Genomic DNA, 22462 nt, shown 5'->3' with positions numbered 1-22462 from the left:
AACATACTTTTCTTCGATTATACTATTCGATGCATGAAAATACAAGGAAGATAATATGATAATAAAGAGACAAAAAAATGGAAAAGTTTGTGAATAATTATGAGAATAAAATGCTGTGTGACAGGGGTGATCTGGATGCTGATTTTCCTTGGCGGCTGTCAGGTCATGGAAAAAGAGGAAGCGGGTGGAGAAATGCTGGAATATTCCATTGTGGATGAGAAAAAAGTTCCGGCGGAAATGACCGAACGCATTGCCGGGATGGAAGAAACCCCATTTCAGATCATGTATGTGCAAGGAGACCGGCTGTATGTCGGACAGGGGTATGGGAGACAGGAAATGGAGGGATATGCGATCCGGGTTGATGGCTGTACGGAAGAAAAAGATGTGATCTGTGTACAGACAACACTTCTGGGACCGGGAAGTGACGAGACAGAAAAAGATGGGGAGGAGATGGGAAATATCTGTATGCGGGAAGATGGATTTTCCCAATACCCATATGTTGTCCTGGAAATGGCAAAAAGCGAAAAACCGGTGATATTTGAGTAGGAGGCTGACTATGGAACTGATAAGAAAACAGGTACGCATGAATCAGATGGGCAAAACAGTGACGGATCAGTTTATGATCGGTGGGGATTATAATGTACCGGATGCGAAAAGTGACGTGGGAAGAGTGCTTTCCGGTGAGGGAAGTCTGCGGATTGAAGAGACAAGAAGAGTGGAAAATTATCTCCGTGTGACGGGAAAACTGAATTTTAAAGTTTTGTATGTGACAGATTCGGGAGATCCACGTCCCGGAGCTTTAGAGGGAATGATTCCGTTTGAGGAAATGGTCTACATGGAGGAAGAGAACGGAGAAGGCGAAGACATTGTGCAAGTTCAGCGGGTGGAATGCGGGGTATCACTGATCCATTCGAGAAAGCTTGCGGTAAAAGCGCTTGCGGAAATGACGGTACATACAGAGCAGATTACAGAAAAACAGGTGACACTTGATGTGGATGGGGAAGAGGGAATCTATCTGAAAAAATGTCCGGTGGAGCTGCTGCAGCTGTTTACCGCGAAGAGAGACATTTACAGGATCAAAGAGGAGATTAAGATACCGGGGACCAAAGAGAATATCGGAACGCTCTTGTGGACAGAGGTAAGCTCCCGGAAAATGGATACCAGACTTGTGCAGGATGCTATGCTGATAAATGGAGAATTGCAGATCTTTGTTCTCTATGAATCCCAGGAGGGCAAGACAGACTGGGTGGAGCAGACGGTTCCTTATGAGGGGCGGATCGAGTGTGCCGGCGCAGAAGAAGGTATGTATCATCATGTCTATGACCGGCTGGATGATATCAGTGTGGAAGTGCGGATGGATGAGGACGGTGAGATGCGTGCGCTTGGCATTGAAGCGGCACTTCAGGTTCGTCTTTTTGTCTATGGGGAAGAAAAGCTGGAGCTTTTAGAGGATGCGTATTCCCTTGATAAAAAATGTGTTTTGGAGACAGAAGAAGTTGTTGTTGAGGAGCTTCTGATGCAGAATCATTCAAAAAGTAAGATCACAGAACGATTAAGTCTGCCGGAGCTGAAAGATGAGATCCTTCAGGTGTGCCACAGCAGTGCAGACCTGCAGATAGAAAAAATGGAAGTGCAGGATGGAGGAATTCTGGCAGAGGGGATTCTAAATGTCAGTTTTCTGTATGTAAAGGCAAATGATGAAGTACCATTTGGTGTGTGGAAGGGGATGGTTCCGTTCTCGGCAATGCTTGAATGCCGGGAAGGAAGCAGCGATATGAAATATGACGTCACATATGCAGTGGAGCAGCTTGCGGTAGATCTTGCCGGAAATGATGAAGTAGAGATCAAAGCGGTCGTGGCGTTCAGGAGCTTCATGCGAAAAGCGGAAAAAATACAGATGGTGACAGAGGCTGCACTTGTGGATTATGAAAAAGAAGAGCGGATGAATCAGCCGGGAATTGTGGGATATATCGTAAAAGACGGAGATGATCTGTGGAGTCTGGCAAAGAAATATTCGACCACAGAAGAAAGCATTCTGCTTAATAATGAATTATTATCAAAAGAATTGAAAACGGGTGATAAAATATTGATTTTTCGGGAGAGTTTGAGTATACTATAGTAATGAAATGATGTATACAAGATACAAAAAAAGGTCGAAAAAATACAATAAGGAGATACACGCATGGATAAACTGGAGTTAAAAGCACTTGGGAAGATCAATCTTGGACTTGATGTGCTGGGGCGGCGGGAGAATGGTTATCACGATGTGCGCATGGTCATGCAGACGCTATATCTGTACGATAATGTGACGCTGCAAAAGAAGTCGGCCCCAGGTATCGAGATCGATTCAAATCTTTTTTATCTGCCGAATGATGAGGACAATATTGCATGGAAAGCGGCAAAGCTTCTGATCGATGAATTTGATATTAAAGACGGAGTCAGAATCCATCTGGACAAGCATATACCGGTTGCAGCGGGAATGGCAGGCGGAAGTTCCAATGCTGCGGCAGTGCTTTACGGAATGAACCAGATGTTCCGGCTGGGACTTTCTCAAAAAGAGCTGATGGAAAGAGGCGTGAAGCTTGGGGCGGATGTTCCTTACTGCATTATGCGCGGAACGGTACTAGCAGAAGGAATCGGGGAAAAACTGACGCCGCTTCCTCCGATGCCGAAATGTCAGATTCTGATCGCCAAGCCGCCGATCAGTGTATCGACAAAGATGGTTTATGAAAAGCTGGATTCCTGTGAAATCAAGGAGCATCCGGATATAGATGGTATCCTGGACGGATTGAAGAACCAGGATCTTGAGCAAGTGGCAGCATCCTTGGGTAACGTGCTGGAAAAGGTTACGGTTGAAGCATATCCGGTCATTGCACAGATCAAAGAATGTATGATGGAAGCAGGTGCTCTTGGGGCGATGATGAGTGGAAGCGGTCCGACTGTATTTGGGATTTTCAGGGATCGCAGGACAGCGAAGGAAGCATTTACAAAAGTAAAAGCACAGAATCTGGCAAAACAGATTTATCTTGCAAATGTGCATAACGTCAGGAGGAGATAAGAATGGATATGGATTTTGAAGTAAATATGAATGAATACCTGCCGTTGAGAGATGTTGTGTTCAATACACTTCGGAAGGCAATTTTAAGAGGAGAACTGAAGCCGGGAGAACGGCTGATGGAGATCCAGCTTGCCAACAAGCTTGGAGTAAGCCGTACCCCGATCCGTGAAGCAATCCGTAAACTGGAGCTGGAAGGTCTGGTTCTGATGATTCCGCGAAAAGGGGCAGAAGTGGCACAGATCACAGAGAAGAATATGCAGGATGTGCTGGAAGTCAGAAAGGCACTGGAAGAGCTTTCCGTACAGCTTGCGTGTGAACGGATCACGCCGGAGCAGGTTGAAGAAATGAAGATGGCAGCTGAAGATTTCCGTAAAGTCTTAAAGAGTGGTGATGTGACGAAGATCGCTGAAGCAGATGTAAAATTCCATGATATTATCTTTGCCGCAACCAATAACCAGAGACTGATCACGCTGCTGAATAACCTGCGGGAACAGATGTACCGGTTCCGCGTAGAATATCTGAAGCAGAAGGAATGTTATCCACAGCTCCTGGAAGAACATGATAAGCTGATCGCACTGATTTCGGGTGGAGAGGTTGAAGAGGCATGTGAGCTCATGGGATGTCATATTGACAATCAGGCCTCTACAGTATCGGATGTTATCCGGAGAGATCAGGTAGAATATCACAGATAAAAATGTATAGTTTTCCATATGTTGTCAATACTCCTGGTATCAAAGACAGGAGGTACATACGAAAATGAAAAAAATAAAAGCATTGGCGCTGGTACTGATCATGATTCTGTGTGGTGCGGCATTTGCAAGGGGAATGCAGGTGGAAGCGAAGGCGAATGCAGTGCAGGAAAAGTTATCCGGTGAGGTGTTCCGCTTTCATGTGCTTGCCAACAGTGACAGCAAAGAAGACCAGGAACTTAAGATGAAGGTGAAAGAGGCTGTTGTAGATTATATGTGTGAGAATCTTTCGAATGCAGGGAATGCAGCGGAGGCGAAAGCATGGGCGATCCGCCACAAAGAAGAACTGATCCGGACGGCCAGGGAAGTCTTGCAGGAAGAAGGATGTAACGATCAGATAACAGCTGAGGTCGTGCGGTGTGAATTTCCGGACAAAACTTACGGAGACATCATCTTCCCCGCAGGCTGGTACGATGCACTTCGGATCAAGATCGGAAAGGCACAGGGGCACAACTGGTGGTGTGTTCTTTATCCGAATCTCTGTTTTATGGATTCTGTCCATGCAATTGTTCCCAAAGAAGGGAAGGAAGAGCTGCGGAGTGTGTTGACGGATGAAGAGTATGCGATGATCGTAAAAGGCACACCGGTAAAAATCAAATGGTTTTTCTTGCAATTGACGGAGTAAATGTGTAGAATATACTTCAACGAAGATGGCAGGAAAATTTGTTTCGCCTAAGGTAAAGGAAAGTTTAATGACGGATATACTTGTAAAATTATTTGTAAAAGATTATAAAGATGTAGAAAAGGTGTCTGTCCGTACAGCATATGGAGTGCTGGCAAGCGGAGTAGGCATCTTTTGTAATGTTCTGCTGACGATTGCGAAGATGGTGATAGGAATCCTTCTTCACAGTGTGTCTGTTACTGCAGATGCATTTAACAACTTATCGGATGCAGGTTCTTCGATCATTGGAATGATCGGAGTGAAGATGGCAGAAAAACCGGCAGACAAGGAGCATCCTTTTGGGCATGGCAGGCTGGAATACATAGCGGCACTGATCGTATCCTTTCTGGTGATCGAAGTTGGATTTACCTTTTTCAAAAATGCGATCGTGAAGATCCGGGAGCCGGAAGAGTTAAAATTCAGTCTGGTGTCGATCCTGATCCTGGTGTTGTCCATAGGTGTGAAGCTGTGGCTTGCGATGTTTAACCGGAAACTTGGTGAAAAGATTTCTTCCCAGGTGATGATGGCGACGGCAGCAGATGCACTTGGAGATGTGATCACGACAGCAGCGACGATCCTGTCGGTTGTATTCTGGCGGATCACAGGGATCAATATCGATGGCTTTGTCGGACTTGGTGTTTCACTGGTCGTTATGTGGGCCGGATTTGGGATTGCGAAGGATACGCTTGAGCCGCTGATCGGAATTCCGGCGACATGGGAAGATTATGAGAAGATCAAGCATTTTGTGGAAAAATACGCTGGAATCGAGGGCAGCCATGATCTGGTGATCCATAATTACGGACCGGGAAGAAGTATGGCGATCATTCATGCAGAGGTTCCGAATGATGTCCCGATTGATGTATCCCATGAGATCATTGACCGGATTGAGAGAGAGGCAATGGAACAACTGGGGATCTCGCTGACAATTCATATGGATCCGGTGGAGACTCGTAATGAAGAAGTACTTCAGGCAAAACATGAGACAGAAAAAGCTGTGGAAGCACTGGATCCGAGATGCAGTATCCATGATTTCCGCATGGTGAATGGAGAAAAACAGATCAATCTCATTTTTGATTTTGTCATTCCGAGAGAGTATTCTGAGGAAAAAGGGAATGAACTGACACTGACTTTGATGGACCGATTGCAGCATCATAACCCAAAGTATCAGTGTGTTATCACATTAGACAGAAGTTATGTGGAAGAACAGAGGTAAAAGAGATGTATACATTTGAAAGCAGAGTACGATTCAGTGAAGCAGACCATACGGAGCTTCTGACATTACCGGGGCTTGTTAATTATTTTCAGGACTGTAGTACTTTTCAGTCTGAGGATATCGGATATGGCGTGGAATCACTGAAAAAAAGCGGGCAGGCATGGATTCTTTCTGCATGGCAGATTGTAGTAAACCGTTATCCGAAACTCGGGGAACATATCCGGGTGTCCACCTGGGCAACGGATTTTACCGGACTTTTCGGACTTCGTAATTTTAAGATGGAGGATGAAGCAGGCGAGATGACAGCCTGGGCCAATTCGGTCTGGGTATATATGGATATGAAAAAAGGAAGACCATGCAGACCGGCGAAAGAAGAGATCGAGGCTTATCGGCCGGAAGCACCATTGGATGTAGAGTTTGCGCCGCGTAAGATCGTGCTTCCAAAAGAACTGGAAGATGGAGAAAGTTTTCCGGTAAGACGTCATCAGATCGACACAAACGAGCATGTCAATAACTGCCAGTATATCCAGATGGCAATTGATGTGGTGCCGGAATGTGAGCGTGCCGGACAGATCCGGGTAGAATATAAAAAATCCGCAGTTATGGGTGATATTATTTATCCAAAGATGGCGGTAGAGGAACAGAGAAAAATAGTGGAACTTTGTGATGCGGAGGGAAATCCGTATGCGGTAGTAGAATTCAAGGAGAAATAAGAGATGGAATTAGGAAAAAAACAGATGCTTACGGTAGTAAAGGTAGTTGATTTCGGAGTATATCTGGGAGATGACAGAGAAAAGGTTCTTCTTCCGAAGAAGCAGGTTCCGGCAGGAATCGAACCGGGCGATCCGATTGAGGTGTTTTTGTATAAGGATTCTTCTGACCGTCTGATCGCAACGGTAAATGAACCGAAGCTTACACTGGGGGAAAGTGCAATCCTGAAGGTAGCGCAGGTTGGCAAATTCGGTGCCTTCCTGGACTGGGGACTGGAAAAGGATCTGTTCCTGCCATTTAAGGAGCAGACTTATAAGGTGAAACCGGGGGATGAATGTCTGGTAGGACTTTATATTGATAAGAGCCAGAGACTCTGTGCGACCATGAAGGTATATGAGTATCTGACCAGTGATTCTCCTTATCAGAAGGATGATCAGGTAGAGGGAATCGTTTACGAAGTGAGTGATAATTTTGGGGCTTTCGTTGCAGTGGACGGAAAATATTCTGCGCTTGTGCCAAAGAGAGAAGCACCGAAAAGTCTAAGACCGGGAATGAAGATCCATGCGAGAGTGACAGAAGTAAAACCGGATGGAAAGCTGAATTTAAGTGTCCGTGAGAAAGCATTTATCCAGATGGATAAGGATGCGCTTCTGGTACTGGCGCGTCTGGAAGAAAAGGGCGGAGTCCTTCCGTTTAACGATAAAGCAGACGCGGAGCTGATCCGTGCGGAGTTTGATCTGAGCAAGAATGCATTCAAGCGTGCAGTCGGACATCTGTATAAAGAGCGTAAGATCGAGATCCGTAAGGACAGTATTGTTTTGAAATAGACATTGTGATTATGCACAAAAAACAGACTGTTAAATTGTTCACAATGCCCAAAACGCTGATTTGAAAAAAAACCCTTGATTTTCAAAAAAAAATTGTATATATTGAGGGTGTAAAAGATAGGAAGAGATAAAAGAAAAGGAGTGTACATCATGAAGGTACAGAATATTACAAACATTGATAAGTTTTTTGAAGTAGTAGACAGCTGCAAAGGAAAAGTAGAACTTGTAACAGGAGAAGGCGACAGACTGAATCTGAAATCTAAACTTTCTCAGTATGTTTCTATGGCAAATATTTTCTCTAACGGAGAGATTCCGGAACTGGAAATCATTGCATACGAAAAAGAAGACATCGATAAACTGGTTAACTTCATGATCAATGGCTAATTTATATAAATACCAGGAATAGTGAGAAGCAGGAATCAAAGTGATTTGGTTCCTGCTTTTTTGTGTATACGATGAGCCAAGTGCAGATTTGTCCTTGCACAAGGATCTGCATTTGGCGAATGTAGATCATCGAGCTGTTAAGCGAGATCGTGTACAAAGTATACAAATCGAGTAGGAGTCAGCCTGCTCGATTGTGGAGAGAGACGGTATGCGAGGGGGAGATTGTGTGGCGGATTTAGGAAAAGAATAGGTGTGAAGTCCATTGCGCAGGGCATTCCGATGAGCCTCTGAGAACGAAAATCGTGTCAGCAAAGGCTTCCACAATTTTTGAGTCTCAGCTCCATTGCACAATAAGTGCCTTCACCCCTATTCTTTTTCTAAATCCGCCCTCAAGACTTTGGACGCAGACCTGGCGGCTGCTAAACATAAAAATTCAGGAAACTATAGAAAGATAGTTTCCTGGTATATGGGAGAGGGTATTTATATTGAGGGTGGGTTAGGTTAGTTTGCGCGTAATGATTCAATAAATGGTGTCAGGAGGGATTCGCCGTATTGAAGCAGGGAGAAGCTTCTCTGGGTGAGACACCAGGAGTAGGTGAGACCGATCTGGGCAGAGGTGATCATCTGGGAGAGCTCGACGTAGGAGTAGTCTGACTTTAGTTCTCCACATTTGATCCCATCGAAAAGGATCTTGCGCAGGATCTTATAATAATTACGATCCGGGTTTAAAATATGTCTGGTTCCGGTAGTAGCTACCTGAAGACCGTAGAGGGGCGCAAAGAGATCCATATATGGTGAGTGCTCCAGGTTATTCAGCACAAAATGGTTGAAGGCGAGCAGCAGATCGGCGGCTGGAAGCGTCCGGTCGCAGGTCTGAAGCCAGCTATCATAGTCACTGTCGTAGGAATAGGCGAGGCTGAAGAGAAGTTCATCTTTTCCACGAAAATGGTGGTAAAAGGTGCTGCGGGAATTACCGGAGAGTTCGATGATCTGCGCGATCGTAGTTTCGTCATAGCCCTGTTCTGTGAACAGCTTCCATGCTGCATCCATGATGTCCTGTTTTGCATGTCGTTTGCCGTGCGTTGTCATAATTGATCGTTCCTGCCTTCTTAAAAGTATTGAAGCTATTGTAACACAGGGATGTGGAGAGTGCAATGTTTTGTTTCTGCATACATTTTATTGAAAATGTCCATATAAGGATAATATGGTTGACTTTATTTGAACACTTTAGTAGAATGAAGGGTATAAAAAGCAGAACGTAGTTCGGAATACAGTATCTTTTTAGACCGTAGTACGAAAACGAACTACAGTGCTTTTGGAGGTGTAAGATGGAAAAATTAAAACTTGCAGCCGGCATGACAGGAGAACAGAAGCGTTATGCGGTTGAAGCAGCACTACTTCTGGGATTTCAGACAGAGACAGCTACATTTCCGGTGATCACAGCGGACGGTGAGATTCCGGTGCCGGAGAATATGGAAGAGCTGAAAGCCCTGTGGAAAAAGAGTACAGGGGAGACACCGGAAGAGTACGAATCAGCATCAAAGCATACAGGTCCGATCTTTGATCTGGATTTCCGTAAGGAAAAAGGGCTGGAGACGATGCTTCAGAAAGGGGATTTCCTGAAAGACGAGAATCAGGATCTTCTTCCGGATGTGTTGGATGTGAAGATTGTACTTCCGGAGGATGCAGATGATGCGATGCTCGTTGCAGCATGTAACCTGGCATGGCGTTTTGGTATGGAGACGACCGGATATAAAGGAACTATTACGGCAGATGCAGCTTATACAGGCAACCGGCTCGTTCTGGAAAAAGCAGAGCAGACAGAGCTTGTACGGGAAAAAGAAGGAGAAAGTGTAAAAGTATCTCTTCGCGGTGACGGAGAGGAACTAATCGCATTTACCTCCCGCCTCTGTATGGAATTTCCACAGATCAATGGTCAGAGAAGCTGGAAAGACCTGCTGATGGATATGGTGGATGACTTTGTACTGCGCAGCGCAGATGGACAGCTTGCAGCTTTGAAAGCGATGCAGAAAGAGCAGACAGGAGAATACGAAGTGTACGGATCTCCGCTCTGGAATGATACACAGAAAAAAGAAGCCGGGGATGCAAAGGTATATAATTACAAATCCGGACAGAAGATGTACGAGAAGGTGTATGAGCTTCCGTGGGAAGTGGAAGTTTTTGAAAAACTTCTGGAAGAAAAGGTTTATCCGCAAATCGGGAAAGGAAGCAAGGTAAAGATTACCGGTGCGGTAAGTGAAAATATAAAAGTACGCCAGAAGATAAAAGAAAAAATCGAAGACAGAATCCAGATGTTAGGTGCCAAGCCGGAGGATACCTCCGTTATCTGTGCATACAAACAGGGATATTCCTGGATCGTTGAAGAGATGCTTCCGGTGATGAAGGAAGCGCAGGCAGATCAGGTTGAGATTTATTTCAAACCGTTCCTGCCGGAAGGCCAGACAGACTGGCTGGATGAGAACGGTGCAACCCCGTCCTATCACAATCTGAATGCAGACACTCCGGACAAGTGGTATGATCTTCCGATCCGCTATCTGCAGGAACTGTATCCGGTAGAAGATATTCTGGTAAAAGAGCTTGGAATTGAAAGAGATAAAGTCATTTTCAAAGCTTATGAAGGCGAAGAAGATATCACTTATCTCTGCAAGGGGATCAAGGACGAAAAGGTCTGCTGTGAGGATACTTACAAAGCAGTCTGGTCGGAAAGACCATATATGGATGAATATCCGCAGATGGGAAAGGTTCATCCGGCAACCGGTTATGTAAAAGCAGAGATTGACGGACAGGAAGTATTTTATCAGACCGTCCGTACCGATATGGAAGAGATCTGGGATGTTTACCAGAAGGAAGTTCTTCCGGATTGCAGACGATATATTGAGGAAAAGACAGGCGGAAAGATTTCCGCAGACCTGCAGCCGTTCTTCCATGAACTGCGTCTGGACGTGACCGCAAGTGAACCGGACTATGCGACCGGATCAAGAGAGGATCTGATCTCTTCACTGGATGCTTTGCATGAAGATATGTATTTTGTCGGAAGCGACTATTTTAAAAATTACGGTGTGAAGAAAGCAGATGTCATGCTGGATGCGCCGGGACTGATCCTTCCGGTGATCCATGAAAAAGAAGGCAGACCGGTATTTAAGGTGACACTGACCGAGCCGTTAAAAGAAGAAGCATGCATTGTAAAAGATGGAAAAGCGGTTCTTTTACAGAGAAAACGGGAAGAAGCAGATGCATGGATCCGTGCCATTTCATGGGAAAATGATAATTTTACTTTCCATATCCGCACAAATGGTGTACAATCTAATGTATTACACACTTACTCAACATTGTGGTCAAAGGGTGTACTGGCAGAGTGTGAAAGTGTTGCAGCAGGTACGAAGCTTTTGTTTGAAAGTGAGCAGAGCGAGATACAGTATGCAGCACTTACACCGGAAAGAGAAGAAAAACCAAAGACGAAACGGATTGAAGAGATTGACCTGCATGAGCATGAACTGATCGGATATGATACTTACCGTGAGATCATCGAAGAATTGAAGCAGGTTCCTGGAATCGAAGTGTTCCGGACTGCGGTATCTTATACAGGACGTGAACTCTATGCAGTATGGATCAAACCGGAATACGAAGGTTATCTGTCCATGACGAAGCGTATATCAAGAATTCCTGGCGAGATGATCAATGCAAGACATCATGCAAATGAAGTATCTTCGACAAATGCAGCATTTATCCTGATCAAGAAGCTGCTGACAGAAGATGTTTACAAAGATTTACCGGATAAACTGAATCTGGTGATCGTTCCGATGGAAAATGTGGATGGTGCGGCAATCCATTATGAATTGCAGAAAGAGCATCCAACCTGGAAATTCCATGTGGCAAGATTTAATTCGCTTGGAAAAGAGTTCTACTATGAACATTTCCAGCAGGATACGATCCACAGCGAGGCGATGGGATTAACCCGTATTTATGACCGGTATGTCCCGGATATGATCGTGGACAATCACGGAGTACCGAGCCATGAATGGGAGCAGCAGTTTTCAGGTTATACCTCCCCGTCTTACAAAGGCTTCTGGCTTCCGAGATCTCTGCTTTATGGTTATTTCTGGTATGTGACCAATCCAGAGTACAAGGACAATTACCCGGTCAATAAGGTAATGGAAGATGTGATTGCAGACAAGATTGCCGAGTATCCGGAGATGAGAGAATTGAACCGTGAATGGAGTGCTCAGTTTGAAAAATATGCACATGCATGGATGCCGAAATTGTTCCCGGCAAACTATTATAAAGAAATGATCAACTACTGGATCCCGTTCGCGGCAGATCCAAACCATCGTTATCCGTCGATCCGTTTTCCGTGGATCACAACGGTTGCTTATACCAGCGAGGTTGCAGATGAGACCGCACAGGGTGAATACCTGAATTTGTGTGCAAGGGCTCATGTGGCACATGACGAGGCGACTATCCGGATGTTGATGGAAGCAGTGCATGTGATGGAATGTCATCTGGAAGAGCAGGATGGACAGATTTTGACCAGTTACATAAGACAGCGTCCGATGATTGTCAAAGTGACTGGAAAAAATAAATAACTTTTTAATACTTTTCTAAAGGAGGAGTTAGGTATGGAACTCATCAAATTACTTGGCGTGTTAATCGTAATCGTTGGATTCGCGCTGAAACTGGATTCAATCCTCATTATTTTCCTGGCCCTTATCGCGACAGGGATTGTTGGAGGACTTGGAGTGGGCGGACTTCTGGAAACAATCGGTACAAACTTTGTAGCGAACAGAAGTATGGCAATCTTTATCATGATCCTGCTGGTTACAGGTACACTGGAAAGAAACGGTCTGCGTGAAGCAGCGGCAAACCTGATCCGTAAAGTAAAAAGTGCGACAGCAGGTAAGCTTGTTGCTGTATATGGTATGCTGAATGCTCTGTTTGGAGCATTCAATGTCAGCTTCGGTGGAGTTGCCGGATTTATCCGTCCGGTACTGCTTCCGATGATCGAAGGTGCGATCAGCAATAAAGAAGGAAAAGCAAATGAAGATCACGTAGAAGAAGCAAAAGGACTTGCTGTTGCTATGCAGAACTTCACATGGTTCTTCTTCCAGGTACTGTTCGTAGGTGGTGCCGGCGGAATCCTTGTACAGACAACACTTGCAGGTCTTGGATACGAAGTAGAACTGATCGACCTTGCAGCAGCTGAAATCCCGGTAGCATTAGTTGCACTTGTTGTTTCCTGCGCATTTGTTATTGTGAAAGATAACAAACTGATGAAGAAATACTATGGAAAATCAACAGATACTAAGAAATAGAGGGAGGAAGACAGATGAGTAATTTAAAATTTATACAGGTCGGCGATTCGTTTAATGCAATCGGACTGAATGTAGTATGGGTAATTATCGGATTGATCACGATTTACGCAGGAATCAAGAACCTGCTGGATAAAGAGAATCCGTCAAGAGTCGGAACCGCTGTTTTCTGGTGCTCTTTCGGTATCGTTTGTGGATTTGGTTCATGGATCCCGGCAAAGGTTTCTGGTGCGCTTGTTCTGATCATGTGCCTGCCGCCGATCTTCAAGAAAGTAAAAATCGGAAAAACAGATAATCCGACAAAGGAACACACAGAACAGCAGTTTAAGAAGATCGGAATGAAGATATTTGTCCCGGCATTCTCCGTAGCGGTATGCTCCCTGTTCTTTGCATTATTCAGTAATATGAGTTCTATGGTTGCAATTACCGTTGGTGTGATTGTAGCTATGGTCTTACTGATGGCATTCGATACAAAACAGAATAAACCGGCAGTCTTTTTGAATGATTCTGAAAGATTCCTTGGAATCACAGGACCTCTCAGTATGCTGCCACAGCTGCTTGGATGTCTTGGAGGTGTATTTACCGCTGCAGGAGTTGGCGATGTAATCGCACAGCTTGTTGAAAAGATTGTTCCAAAGGGAAATGTAAATATCGGGATCATCGTTTATGCAATCGGTATGGTACTCTTTACCATGATCATGGGAAATGCATTCGCAGCTATCACCGTTATGACAGTTGGTATCGGTGCACCGTTCGTTCTTGCTTACGGTGCTAATCCGGTGGTGATCGGTATGCTCGCACTTACATGTGGATACTGTGGAACTCTGCTTACACCGATGGCAGCGAACTTCAACATCCTGCCGGTTGCGATCCTGAACATGAAGGACCGCTGGGGCGCTATCAAAAATCAGGTTCTGGTTGCAATTTTTATGCTTGTGTTCCAGATCTGTTATATGATAGTATTAAAGTAAATAAGACATAAGTAGCTAAGGTCATTATTTCACTGGAAAAGCAGAAAATAATGGCCTTAGAATTCGTAAGCTTATTCTAGTTTTTGGTATGGAGAAAGAAGAGGGACATATGACACCGAATATGGAACGGGGTGCCCGGATCATTATTCACGAATGGGTAAAAGTAAGGGCGTGGGACAAAGTACTGATCGTGACATCGAAGGAATATCTTGCAGAAGCAAAAGCAATGGAAAAAGAGGCTTCCGGAAAAGCACGGTCAGTGAATACACTGCTTGTCGAGAACAAGGGACGCCATGTGGGAATCTTTTTTGATGATAATGAAGCAGTTTTTGATCCTTATACGGCAATTATCGCGGCGACAGAGTATTCGCTGGTGACAACGAAAGCCGCAAAGCGTGCGATACAAAGACACAAGAAATTTCTGTCCTTGCCACTGGCAACCAATGACGGAAGATCTTTTCTGGAATACGATTTCCTGACGATGGATACGAAGAAGAGCCGACTGATGGCAAAGGCATTTATCAAATATCTCAAGTATTCAGAAAAAGTTCGTGTGACAACTCCGGCAGGAACGGATATGATGTTCTACAAAGTGGGCAGAGATCCGGGATTTTTTAACGGAGTTCTAAAGGATGGAAAGGGATATTCTTCTTCCAGTATTGAGGTCTATGTCCCAATCGAGGAGACAAAGACAGAAGGTGTGATGGTGCTTGACGGTTCTCTGGGATATATTGGTCGCGCAGAGGAACCGACAAGGATTTTATTTAAAGGCGGACGGATTACGGAGATTGAAGAGACTCCGACCGGTATTCGGTTGAAAAAATACATGGAAGATTATCAGGATCCCCGGATCTATATTGCGGGGGAACTCGGAATCGGGCTTAATTCATGCTCACAATGCCTTGGAAACTGCTATATTGAAGATGAATCTGCTTATGGGACATTCCATGTAGGACTTGGGCGTAATATTGCTCTTGGAGGTATTCAGAACGCCAAAGGGCATTTTGATCTGGTATGTATGGAACCGGATATCTACACGGACAACCGACAGATTATGCAGCAGGGGAAGGTTATTATCCCGGAGCCTGTGTTATACTAAGAGATATAAAGGAGGAAATTAACATGAAGGTTTTATTAACAGGATTTGATCCATTTGGAGGAGAAAGCGTAAACCCGGCATTCGAGGCAATCAAGCTTCTTCCGTCAACAATTGCGGGGGCAGAGATCGTATATGTAGAGATTCCTACAGAATTCAAGAAAAGTGCACCGGCAGTTGAAGCGGCAATCAAAGAACATAACCCGGATATAGTGATCAATGTAGGTCAGGCAGGCGGACGTTCCTGCGTCACTGTAGAAAAAGTAGGAATCAACCTTGCAGATGCCCGGATTCCGGACAATGCAGGTGACCAGCCACTTGATGAGCCACTTCAGGCAGACGGTCCAACCGGATACTTTGCAACAATTCCGGTAAATGCAATGGTTCAGAATGTACGTGCTCACGGACTTCCATGCCATGTATCTTTCACGGCAGGAACCTACGTATGCAACTGTGTAATGTACAATGTACTGCATATGTGTGCAACCAAATACACTAACATCCGTGCCGGATTTATCCATGTACCATATGCTTGCGATCAGGTTGTAGATAAGGCGAACGGAATGGCAAGTATGCCGCTTGAGACAATCGCAAAGTCTCTGGAGTATTGTGTTGAAGCTGTAGTGAATAATACAGAAGATGTAAAAGAGGTTATGGGAACTACTCACTAGTTTTATGAAAGAAAAAAGTACCGCTGTGTCAGAATGAAGCTGATGCGGCGGTGTTTTTTTGTAAAATTTTATTGGAAATATAATTTCATGTCGCTTAATGAAAATGGACGTTCATTATATATTAAGAAATTCTATTATAAAGAAAAAGAATTGATTTGTCACGGGCAGAAATGTTATGTATAATATGCATAAAGAAAGTCGAAGCGGAAATAAGAAAAATGAACAATTTTATGAACGGAGAGAGCTTTTTCAAAAAACAAGTTGATTAAGAAGGTGAAGAAAAAAATCTAGTGGGGAAAAGATTATCGTAAAAATAGAATATGGATGGAAAACAATAACAGAGGCGAAGGAGAAGTGAAATGAGTAATTTAATGGGGATGCTGACGACTATCCAAAGTTATGTATGGGGACCTCCGACATTGTTACTGTTGATCGGTACAGGGCTTTACTTTACGATTAAATTGAGAGGACTGCAGATCACAAAATTTCCACGTGCAGTAAGGGCCATTTTTGAAAAAGAAAGTGGGACCGGAAGCGGAGAAGGAGATGTATCGGCATTTGCGACTCTATGTACAACGATGGCAGCAGACATAGGAACGGGAAGTATTGTTGGAGTTGCAACGGCGCTTCGAATTGGTGGACCGGGATCGTTATTCTGGATGTGGATTTCAGCCATACTTGGTATGGTGACGAAATATTCAGAAAGTCTTTTAGCGGTAAAATACCGAGTGACGGACGAGAATAACCAGATGGCCGGCGGACCGATGTTTTATATCCAAAATGGTATGGGAGAGAGATTTATCTGGCTTGCAAAAGCCTTTTCTGTGTTTGGCATATGTACAGCATTATTTGGCTGCGGAACGTTTCCGCAGGTAAATGCGATCACAGAATCTGTCAATGTGACATTCCATATACCGATCATTGTAGCAGGAGTCATCATAACAGTGCTTACTGCGGTTGTAACGATCGGAGGAATTAAAAGTATTTCAAAGGTTGCTGAAATTGTGGTGCCGATTATGGCGCTTACTTTTCTTGGAGGCTCGGTAGTGGCGCTGGTGATCAACCGGGCGGCAGTACCGGATGCTTTTAAGACCATTTTTACCTGTGCATTTGCAAAAGAATCGGTAATCGGAGGAACTGCAGGAACAGGTGTCATTACGTTTATGACGGTTATGAGAACCGGGATTGCCAGAGGTGTCTATACAAATGAGGCAGGACTTGGAAGTTCACCGATCGTGGCAGCAGCGGCGAAGACGAATTCCGGTGTAAGACAGGGCCTTCTTTCCATGACAAGTGTGTTTGTTACTACGATTCTGACCTGTTCCATGACAGGACTAGTTATCATCAGCAGCGGGTTGATGGACAGTTCGGATATGAACGGAAGCACGCTTGTTACAGCTGCATATAACATGTGTCTGCCGCACAATATAGGCATGTATCTGATCGCAGCAGGAATCATGTTCTTTGCATTTACCACCATTTTGGGGTGGAATTATTATGGAGAACGCTGCCTGGTTTATCTAACCGGCACAACGAAATGGATCAAACCATATAAGATCATCTACATTGCAGCAATTGCACTGGCACCGTTTTTATCGCTGGAACCAATCTGGCTTCTTGCAGATATCACGAATGCGTTGATGATTATTCCGAACCTGATCGCAATCATTGCACTTAGAAAAGTGATCATTGGAGAAACAAAACTGTATTTTTCAAAACAAAATGAAGAAAAAATGTCTGCTGCGGTAAAAGCAGTGGAGTAAGAAAAGAAACTACCGCATTGGAAATGAGATCTGATGCGGCGGTATTTTTGCGTTAGAGGATAAATAAGGTTGTGACACCAACGCCCCAAAAAGAAAGTTAACAGGTTTACACTCGCATAGAGTATGAGTGGTACAGCGCAGGTAAGTATAATCTGTGTTTCCATCAATTCTCTTCCTGCAGATTCCAACACATCCAAAAAATCATTCGATACCGTTGAACAGGCGGATTTCCAAATATATGTACTCCGGTTCCCCTCGGCAAAACATTCGGATGAACGCCTGAAAGCGGGAATCGTGTTCAGCAAAGGCTTCCACGATTCCTGGCTTCCATCTCCATTGCCGCGAAGGGAACCGGAGTACATATATTTGGAAATCCGCCGCCCACCAACCTATAAAATTTTCCTCACACCAGTTGGAAATCCCCCTCATTTCTGCTAAAATGGAACACAGAGAAAAGGAGCGAACACAATATGAATTTTGCGCATTTGCACGTCCACACGGAATACAGCCTTCTGGACGGTTCAAATAAAATTAAAGAATATGTTGCCAGAGTCAAAGAACTGGGGATGACAGCGGCTGCGATCACAGACCACGGTGTCATGTATGGGGTCATTGACTTCTACAGAGCCGCAAGAGCGGCAGGAATCAATCCTGTACTGGGATGTGAAGTCTATGTGGCACCGGGATCCAGATTCGATAAAACAGCCGTAGGACGCGATGAGGACCGATATTATCACCTGGTACTTCTTGCCGAGAATAATACAGGATACGCCAATCTGATGAAGATCGTGTCACGTGCATTTACGGAAGGTTACTATTATAAGCCAAGAGTAGATTATGAGCTTCTGGAGACCTATCACGAAGGAATCATTGCCCTCAGTGCATGTCTTGCCGGAGAGGTACAGAGAAACCTGGCGAGAGGGATGTATGAAGAAGGAAAAAAAGCTGCGCTTCATTATGAACAGATTTTTGGGAAAGGCAACTTTTTCCTGGAACTGCAGGATCATGGGATCCCGGAACAGCGTACCGTTAACCAGCAGTTGATGCGTCTGTCGCAGGAGATTGGAATCGACCTTGTGGCGACAAATGACGTGCATTATACTTACGCAGAAGATGAAAAGCCACATGATATCCTGCTTTGCCTTCAGACAGGGAAAAAGCTCGCAGACGAGGATCGGATGCGCTATGAAGGCGGACAGTACTACGTGAAGTCCAAAGAAGAGATGGCAGCACTTTTCCCATATGCACCGGAGGCGCTGGAAAATACACAGAAGATTGCAGACAGATGCCATGTAGAGATTGAATTTGGTGTGACAAAGCTTCCGAAATTCGATGTGCCGGAAGGATTTACCTCATGGGAATATTTGAATAAGCTCTGTTTTGACGGACTAAAAAGACGATATGGAGAAGACCCGGATCCAGCCCTTGTGGAGCGCCTGAATTATGAATTGGGCGTTATCAAAAGCATGGGTTACGTGGATTACTTCCTTATTGTATGGGATTTCATTCATTTTGCAAAAAGCAACGGAATCATGGTTGGACCTGGGCGTGGATCTGCGGCAGGAAGCATTGTGGCGTACACACTTGCGATCACCAATATCGATCCGATCCGGTATCAGCTGCTGTTCGAGCGTTTTCTGAATCCGGAACGTGTGTCCATGCCCGATATCGACGTGGACTTCTGCTTTGAAAGAAGGCAGGAAGTCATTGATTATGTTGTGCGTAAATACGGCAAAGACCGGGTAGTGCAGATCGTAACCTTTGGTACACTGCAGGCGCGCGGGGTGCTGCGGGATGTGGGAAGAGTTATGGATCTTCCGTATGCTTTTGTGGATTCAATTGCAAAGATGATTCCGAAAGAACTGAATATTACACTGGATAAATCCCTGAAGATGAACCATGAGCTGAAGAAGCTCTATGATGAAGACCCACAGGTAAAAGAGCTGATCGATATGTCAAAGAGACTGGAAGGTCTGCCACGGCATACATCCATGCATGCCGCGGGAGTCGTGATCAGCCAGAAGGATGTGGATGAATATGTTCCGCTGGCACTTGGAGCGGACAACAATGTAGTCACACAGTTTACCATGACCACGCTGGAAGAACTGGGACTTCTGAAAATGGATTTCCTTGGACTTCGTACCCTGACCGTCATCCAGGATGCGATCAGACTGGTTGAAAAAAGTACCGGTGTGAAGCTGGTAACAGAAAAATTAAATTATAATGATAAAGCAGTGCTTGACTATATCGGAACCGGCAAGACGGACGGCATTTTCCAGATAGAAAGTGCAGGGATGAAGAGCTTCATGAAGGAACTTCGTCCACAGAGTCTGGAAGATATTATCGCCGGAATTTCTCTTTACCGGCCAGGTCCGATGGATTTCATTCCACAGTATATCAAAGGAAAGAACCATCCGGAGCTGATTACTTACGAATGCCCGCAGTTAAAGCCGATCCTGGCACCGACCTATGGCTGCATTGTATACCAGGAACAGGTTATGCAGATCGTGCGTGACCTTGCCGGATATTCACTTGGGCGAAGCGACCTTGTACGCCGTGCCATGAGTAAGAAAAAGGGCGACGTGATGCAGAGAGAGCGTCAGAATTTTGTATATGGTAATGAAGAAGAAGGCATTCCGGGCTGTGTCAAAAATGGAATCGATGAAAAGGTTGCGAATAAGATCTATGATGAAATGATCGATTTTGCAAAGTATGCGTTCAACAAATCACATGCGGCAGCGTATGCGGTTGTCTCATACCAGACAGCGTATCTGAAATATTATTATCCGGTAGAATATATGGCAGCGCTTATGACTTCTGTCATCGACAATCCGGGAAAGGTTGCCGAATACATTTACACTTGCCGACAGATGGGAATTTCTATCCTGCCGCCGGATATCAATCGTGGGGTTGGTGATTTTTCTGTAGATAACGGTAATATCCGTTACGGACTTGCGGCGATCAAGGGGGTTGGAAGACCGGTGATCGAGCAGATCATCCGGGACAGAGAAGAGCATGGCACGTTTCGTGATCTGAAGGATTTTCTGGAACGGCTTTCCGGTAAGGAAGTCAATAAACGTGCGGTAGAAAACTTTATCAAATCCGGCGCATTTGACAGTCTGAAAGGGACCAGAAAGCAGTTTATGATCATTTATGTACAGATCATGGATCAGGTAGCACAGAACAAGAAAAATTCGCTTGCCGGACAGATGTCGCTCTTTGATATTGTAGATGACGAACAGAAAAAAGAATTTGAGGTCACGCTTCCGGATGTGGGAGAATACCAGAAGGAAACGATGCTTGCATTTGAAAAAGAAGTACTCGGCGTGTATATCAGCGGACATCCATTGGAAGAATATGAAGAGAAATGGCGCAAGAGTATTTCCGCAACGACATTGGATTTTCAGCTTGATGAAGAGACCGGACGGACAAAAGTACGTGACGGGTCAAGGGAGATCATCGGTGGTATGATCACATCGAAGATGATCAAATATACAAAGAAGAATCAAACGATGGCATTTATTACCGTAGAGGATCTTCTTGGAACGGTAGAGGTTGTCATTTTCCCGCAGAGCTATGAGAAAAGCCAGCAGTATCTGCAGGAGGACAGCAAAGTATTTGTGCGGGGACGTGTATCGGAAGAAGATGATAATGCAAGTAAGCTGATCTGTGAAGAGGTGATTCCGTTTGATATGACGAAAAAAGAACTGTGGATCCAGTATGCCGACAAACAGAGTTACCTTCAAGATGAGCAGAATCTGTTCCGGATGCTCGCGGAAAGTGAGGGTGAGGACCAGGTTGTAATCTTCTGCAAAGCGGAGAGAGCGGTAAAAAGACTGCCTAAAAACGCAAATATCCAGGTAGAACCTGGAATTTTGAGCAGATTGACGAATTATTTTGGAGAAGATTGTGTAAAAGTAATAGAAAAACCCATTGAAATGAAGGGATGAATATTATACAATAACGTGTGAATTGAGATAAATTAAGCAAAAGGATAGTAAAGTTACAAAGTAGAAGAGACGGAGGAGACATATCATGGCAGAAAAAGTAATCAGAACTATCGGCGTATTGACCAGTGGAGGAGACGCACCGGGAATGAACGCCGCAATCCGTGCAGTTGTAAGAACCGCATTGGGAAAAGGACTGAAGGTAAGAGGAATCAGAAGAGGTTATTCAGGACTTCTTAACGAGGAAATTATTGATTTAAGTGCCAGAGATGTATCAGACACGATCCAGAGAGGTGGAACGATTCTTCTGACAGCCCGTTGCGAGGAAATGCGTACACCAGAAGGACAGCAGAAAGCAGCAGCAATCTGTAAGAAATATGGAATTGACGGTCTGGTAGTTATCGGAGGAGACGGTTCCTTCAAGGGAGCACAGAAATTATCTGATTTTGGAGTAAATACAATCGGACTTCCGGGAACGATCGATCTTGATATCGCATGTACAGAATACACAATCGGATTCGATACAGCGGTTAATACAGCGATGGAAGCAATTGACAAAGTACGTGATACATCTACATCACATGAAAGATGTAGTGTTATCGAAGTTATGGGACGTGATGCGGGATACCTTGCACTGTGGTGCGGTATTGCCAATGGAGCAGAGAAGATTCTTCTTCCTGAGGAACATGACTACGATGAAGCAAAGATCATTGCAGACATCAAAGAAAGCAGAAAACGCGGTAAAAAGCATTACATTATCATCAATGCCGAAGGTATCGGTGATTCTATGAATATGGCAAAGAGAATCGAAAAAGAGACGGGTATGGAGACACGTGCTACTATTCTTGGTCATATGCAGCGTGGAGGAAGCCCGACAGCAAAAGACAGAGTTTATGCATCTATCATGGGATCTCTTGCTGTAGATCTTCTTCTTGAAGGAAAAACAAACCGTGTAGTAGGATACAAACATGGCGAGTATATTGACTTCGATATCAACGAAGCACTGGCAATGCAGAAAGGAATTCCGGAGTACCAGTACGATATCGCAAAACAGCTTGCCATCTAATAACAGACAGATTGGATG

Annotated in this window: 18 protein-coding genes; 17 read left to right on the top strand and 1 reads right to left on the bottom strand. The window is 44.6% G+C overall.

What is annotated here, in order from left to right:
* Positions 1–99: 99 nt before the first annotated feature.
* The 9 genes from PGR14_RS05255 (at position 100) to PGR14_RS05215 (ending at position 7603) form a co-directional block, all read left to right on the top strand.
* Positions 100–546, top strand: coding sequence for a protease complex subunit PrcB family protein (locus tag PGR14_RS05255; RefSeq protein WP_215686409.1), 447 nt, complete (start codon positions 100–102; stop codon positions 544–546).
* A gap of 10 nt (positions 547–556) precedes the next feature.
* On the top strand, positions 557–2119 hold the full coding sequence (locus PGR14_RS05250) for a DUF3794 and LysM peptidoglycan-binding domain-containing protein (RefSeq protein WP_055157918.1): 1563 nt from the start codon (positions 557–559) through the stop codon (positions 2117–2119).
* A 63-nt stretch (positions 2120–2182) separates the two neighbouring features.
* Positions 2183–3058 (top strand): 4-(cytidine 5'-diphospho)-2-C-methyl-D-erythritol kinase, encoded by an 876-nt coding sequence (ispE, locus tag PGR14_RS05245; protein ID WP_270223101.1) that lies wholly within the window; start codon positions 2183–2185, stop codon positions 3056–3058.
* A 2-nt stretch (positions 3059–3060) separates the two neighbouring features.
* Positions 3061–3750, top strand: a complete 690-nt coding sequence (locus PGR14_RS05240; RefSeq protein ID WP_008368980.1) for a GntR family transcriptional regulator — start codon at positions 3061–3063, stop codon at positions 3748–3750.
* Between the two features lie 64 nt (positions 3751–3814).
* Positions 3815–4432 carry a stage II sporulation protein R gene (gene spoIIR / locus PGR14_RS05235; protein ID WP_270223100.1) on the top strand — a complete coding sequence of 206 codons (618 nt, stop codon included), beginning with the start codon at positions 3815–3817 and terminating at the stop codon, positions 4430–4432.
* Positions 4433–4499: 67 nt separating this feature from the next.
* Complete coding sequence (locus PGR14_RS05230) at positions 4500–5681, top strand: cation diffusion facilitator family transporter (RefSeq protein ID WP_022221113.1); 1182 nt, start codon at positions 4500–4502, stop codon at positions 5679–5681.
* 5 nt (positions 5682–5686) lie between these two features.
* Positions 5687–6394 (top strand): acyl-[acyl-carrier-protein] thioesterase, encoded by a 708-nt coding sequence (locus PGR14_RS05225; protein ID WP_173692357.1) that lies wholly within the window; start codon positions 5687–5689, stop codon positions 6392–6394.
* A 3-nt stretch (positions 6395–6397) separates the two neighbouring features.
* Complete coding sequence (locus PGR14_RS05220) at positions 6398–7219, top strand: CvfB family protein (protein WP_055157926.1); 822 nt, start codon at positions 6398–6400, stop codon at positions 7217–7219.
* 150 nt (positions 7220–7369) lie between these two features.
* Positions 7370–7603: a hypothetical protein gene (locus tag PGR14_RS05215; protein WP_008368971.1), complete on the top strand. Its 234-nt coding sequence runs from the start codon at positions 7370–7372 to the stop codon at positions 7601–7603.
* Positions 7604–8104: 501 nt separating this feature from the next.
* On the opposite strand, the gene PGR14_RS05210 is transcribed toward PGR14_RS05215, so the two are convergent.
* Positions 8105–8692: a TetR/AcrR family transcriptional regulator gene (locus PGR14_RS05210; RefSeq protein ID WP_173686404.1), complete on the bottom strand. Its 588-nt coding sequence runs from the start codon at positions 8690–8692 to the stop codon at positions 8105–8107.
* 239 nt (positions 8693–8931) lie between these two features.
* On the opposite strand from PGR14_RS05210, the gene PGR14_RS05205 reads away from it, so the two are divergent.
* The 8 genes from PGR14_RS05205 to pfkA all read left to right on the top strand — a co-directional run bounded on the left by PGR14_RS05205 (position 8932) and on the right by pfkA (position 22444).
* Positions 8932–12207 carry a M14 family metallopeptidase gene (locus tag PGR14_RS05205; RefSeq protein WP_270223099.1) on the top strand — a complete coding sequence of 1092 codons (3276 nt, stop codon included), beginning with the start codon at positions 8932–8934 and terminating at the stop codon, positions 12205–12207.
* Between the two features lie 33 nt (positions 12208–12240).
* On the top strand, positions 12241–12933 hold the full coding sequence (locus tag PGR14_RS05200) for a 5-oxoproline transporter, DUF969 family subunit (protein ID WP_008368960.1): 693 nt from the start codon (positions 12241–12243) through the stop codon (positions 12931–12933).
* A gap of 14 nt (positions 12934–12947) precedes the next feature.
* Positions 12948–13901 (top strand): DUF979 domain-containing protein, encoded by a 954-nt coding sequence (locus PGR14_RS05195; protein ID WP_270223098.1) that lies wholly within the window; start codon positions 12948–12950, stop codon positions 13899–13901.
* A 109-nt stretch (positions 13902–14010) separates the two neighbouring features.
* Positions 14011–15000, top strand: coding sequence for a thermophilic metalloprotease (locus PGR14_RS05190; RefSeq protein WP_022221111.1), 990 nt, complete (start codon positions 14011–14013; stop codon positions 14998–15000).
* 23 nt (positions 15001–15023) lie between these two features.
* Positions 15024–15668 (top strand): pyroglutamyl-peptidase I, encoded by a 645-nt coding sequence (gene pcp / locus PGR14_RS05185; protein ID WP_008368953.1) that lies wholly within the window; start codon positions 15024–15026, stop codon positions 15666–15668.
* Positions 15669–16027: 359 nt separating this feature from the next.
* Positions 16028–17431 carry an alanine/glycine:cation symporter family protein gene (locus tag PGR14_RS05180; protein WP_270223097.1) on the top strand — a complete coding sequence of 468 codons (1404 nt, stop codon included), beginning with the start codon at positions 16028–16030 and terminating at the stop codon, positions 17429–17431.
* A gap of 470 nt (positions 17432–17901) precedes the next feature.
* Positions 17902–21381, top strand: a complete 3480-nt coding sequence (locus PGR14_RS05175) for a DNA polymerase III subunit alpha (protein WP_008368946.1) — start codon at positions 17902–17904, stop codon at positions 21379–21381.
* Between the two features lie 85 nt (positions 21382–21466).
* Positions 21467–22444: a 6-phosphofructokinase gene (gene pfkA / locus PGR14_RS05170; protein WP_055247911.1), complete on the top strand. Its 978-nt coding sequence runs from the start codon at positions 21467–21469 to the stop codon at positions 22442–22444.
* Positions 22445–22462: the final 18 nt, after the last annotated feature.

Source organism: Coprococcus sp. AF99-45 (genome assembly GCF_027663865.1).
Classification (GTDB): Bacteria; Bacillota; Clostridia; order Lachnospirales; family Lachnospiraceae; genus Allocoprococcus; species Allocoprococcus comes.
This window is presented reverse-complemented; position numbering and strand designations above follow the sequence as displayed.